Genomic DNA, 3,329 nt, shown 5'->3' with positions numbered 1-3,329 from the left:
GCGACGTGACGAGAAGCGAGAGAGCGGCCAGACTGGCAGCACCCGCAACACCCACACGGGCGCGGAACGGACGCAGTCGAGACATCGACTTCTCCTTCTTTGGGGCAGAAAATTGACAGGACTTGCGTCCTAGCCTAGTGAAGGCACCGACGCCTATCTAGCCCTTACACATCGACACATCGTGGTGACTGAAGACTGCAATGTCAGGAGGAATGTGTTCCACAGTTTCTCAGCAAGTTCTCTGAACTGATGGTCAGCTCAGCAATCACATTGGCGACTGAGAATTATCGGATAATCATAAAATCCCCGTCAGTTCGATCGTTCAATAATGACCGGATCGATGGAAATAGCGAACGAAACGACAAGATATCCAAGTGCCTAAGCTCACACAACTATTGACCGTTAGTTGATGAGCGCGTTGTTGTGGTGAGTGTGTGGGAGGGGGCGCGGGACCTGTGTTAGTCTCGCGCCCCCCTTGCTGGTGAGGCGTCCCCCTCGTGTGGGGCGTGTGCCCGCCCGCGCGGTTAGGCCTCCTGACGGTCGCGGCGGCGCTTACCCACCACAGCCGCGAAGCCAGCCACAGCCGCCATGGCCGCCATACCACCCAGAACCGCAGTATCCGAGCCGGTACGAGCCAATACCGGCCCACTGCTGGCCAAGGGAACGGGCACCTGCTTTCCAGAAGCCGCCGACTGGGCCACGGAACCGCCATCACCAACAGCGGGAGCGTCCGCATCGGCGGGCACCGGATCAACGGGGGCCACAGGTTCGTCAGTGCCCGGTTCATCGGGAACCACCTCGTCGGGCACCACAGCAAAAGCCCAATCCTGGTCGCTGCGCAACATCGCCGCACCTGTCAGCGTCACCTTCGCAGACAGGGCCAAGGCCTGCCCATCACCGACGGGAAGCACACCCTCTGGCGAGTGCGTCTGTCCATTACATTCGGGGCACGCGGCCGCCAGCGACGCCTCATCAACCGTCACCACATAGTCACCGGGCGCCAATCCGGTGAAGGAATAGGTGCCGTTGCTATCCGTGACGGTCGACTGAGTCTTCTCAACGCCCCCAGCGGTCGTGTACGACAGAGTCACGGTCACTCCCGACAGGAGCTTATCCCCCTCATCAGGGGTGCCGCCGCCACTGCGGTTGACATCCCAAAACACAGTGTCCCCGATGGACCCTTCGCCAATCAGACCAAGATCGATCGAAAATTCAGGGTCATAAGTGGCGACGACCTCAGCGACTACTCCGTCCGAGTCCAACCAGGTGTCTTCCCCCGCCTCACTGATTGTGGGCGCATAACCTGCCGGCACATCAAAAGTCACCCGATAGCGACCTGCCAGCAAATTCGTGAATAAATAGTTACCGTTGGTATCCGTCTTCACCGGCTCGACAGGCTGACCATCCGCATCGACAACAGATGCACCCCGCTCATCGGCGAGCTCGACCGTCACGTTCGACACACCATTTTCACCGTCATCTTGCACACCGTTTCGATTGGCATCATTCCAGACATAATCTCCGAGCCTCACAGGATGATGGAAGCCAAAATCAACATCTTTGACAACAGGACTGTTATAACTAAGCTCGATCGGCTTGGGGGTCAGGAGCTTTCCTTGACCAGCCTGAGATCGCTCAGTTGACGATCCGTATGCATACGTGAGCTTATAGTCAGTGATATCGGCGTCAGACGCAAGGCCCATTCCACCCGTTTCTCGCGCAGGACCTGGAACCACTTCAACCTTGTACTTACCGAGAGGCAGCCGCGTGAAAGCAAAGCGCCCGAAATCCGCAATATGCCCACGCATATCGCTATCAACAGCCGATTGTTCATACTCGCCGGTCCTGACAACGCGGTCTACACCTGAACCATCCTTGATAGGAACACCATTTTCATCCAACAGGCGGACAGATATGCCAGCATAAAAGTTCCCCCAGGTCCGCCCCCACGATGCATTCCAATCATTGAAAACGAGTCCAGATAAAACTGCTCCAACCTGATGACTCACGGACACCGAACTATTGTCGAACTTCGCGGCCGCTTGATCGCGCCGTTCCAGCGTCGCCGTGTTTGTGATGGACCGCCCCTGCGCCGCAAAGCCAACCTTTGCAACAACATACGTAGTCGCGGCCGCCCCAGGCTTCAATACAGGTTCGGGAGCACCAGATGGAAGCACCGCCCACTCACCCGACCAACGAGCAACGCTGGGCCCATCGTACGACGGCCCCTCTGTGCAGGGAGCCGCCTGCGCTTGCTGGCACAGCCGCGTCTCGGAGGATACATACTCAAGCCCCTCCGGCAAGCGATCAACAAGAGTGAGCCCCTTCGCATCGACGGTACCATCGTTGCGCACCGAAATCGTATAGAGAATATGGTCCCCCTGAGCAAGCAATTCCTCAGAGTCAACAACCACAGGAAGACCGTTCCCCCCACGCACAACACGACCGTAGGAATCGACTTGCACACGCTGCCCCGTCATCGTGAGCGAAAGATCAGCTTCCGCCACATGAGCCTGATCGCGCGCCTCGGCGGCAACTTCGGTGGCAACCGCAGTATCGGACGAGGCCGGGGCCGCTTCCTGGGAAGAAGAGATCTCGCCCGATTGCGCGGCCTCCTCGGCGGCGTTGGCTTGCGCGACGAGGGGGGTCAGTGACGTAACAAGAAGCGAGAGGGCCGCCAGGCCGGCAGCACCCGCAACGCCCACACAGGCACTAAAGGGACGCAGTCGAGACATCAACTTATCCTTCGATGGAACAGATAGTAAACAGGATGCCTCCCAGCGTAATGAAGGCACCGAGTCCTATCCAGCCCTGACAGAACAGAACGTCATGACGGCCAAGGACTGCAATATCGGGACAATAGCTTTCCACAGTTTCGAAACAAGTTACCTGAACCTTCGGTCAGCGAAACAATCATATTCACAGCAGAGATTTGTTTGATAACTATCGAAACTCCTGCCGGCTTAATCGTTCAATAATGACCGGATCAATGGAAATAGCGAACGAAACGATAAGATAGCCAAGTGCCTAATCTCACACACTTATTGACCGTTAGTTGATGAGCGCGTTGTAGATGGAGCGAGCAGGGTACGGATATAGACGAGGAGGGGGCACGGGACCTGTGGTGGTCTCGCGCCCCCTCCTTGTTGGTGGGCTTACCCCTCCTTGTGGGGGGGCGTGTGCCTGCCTGTGGGGTTAGGCCTCCTGGCGGTCGCGGCGGCGCTTACCCGCCAGGGCCGCGATACCAGCGATGGCTGCCATGGCCGCCATACCACCCAGAACAGACGCGTCCGAGCCGGTACGAGCCAACACCTTGGCAACCGCAGCAG

2 protein-coding genes are annotated in these 3,329 nt (G+C 58.0%); both read right to left on the bottom strand.

All coding sequences use genetic code 11. The annotated features are described in order from the left end of the window. Positions 1-524: 524 nt before the first annotated feature. Complete coding sequence (locus KHW85_RS08225; RefSeq protein WP_291459541.1) at positions 525-2,735, bottom strand: SdrD B-like domain-containing protein; 2,211 nt, start codon at positions 2,733-2,735, stop codon at positions 525-527. Between the two features lie 460 nt (positions 2,736-3,195). Beyond that, complete coding sequence (locus KHW85_RS08285; protein WP_366494975.1) at positions 3,196-3,312, bottom strand: LPXTG cell wall anchor domain-containing protein; 117 nt, start codon at positions 3,310-3,312, stop codon at positions 3,196-3,198. Between the last annotated feature and the right edge of the window lie 17 nt (positions 3,313-3,329).

The organism is Actinomyces sp. oral taxon 181, from assembly GCF_018370895.1.
Lineage (GTDB): Bacteria > Actinomycetota > Actinomycetes > Actinomycetales > Actinomycetaceae > Pauljensenia.
This window is presented reverse-complemented; position numbering and strand designations above follow the sequence as displayed.

Bases quoted from the DNA above. Each gene is read 5' to 3' on its own strand.
- KHW85_RS08225 (WP_291459541.1), bottom strand. From the start codon at position 2,735: ATGTCTCGACTGCGTCCCTTTAGTGCCTGTGTGGGCGTTGCGGGTGCT.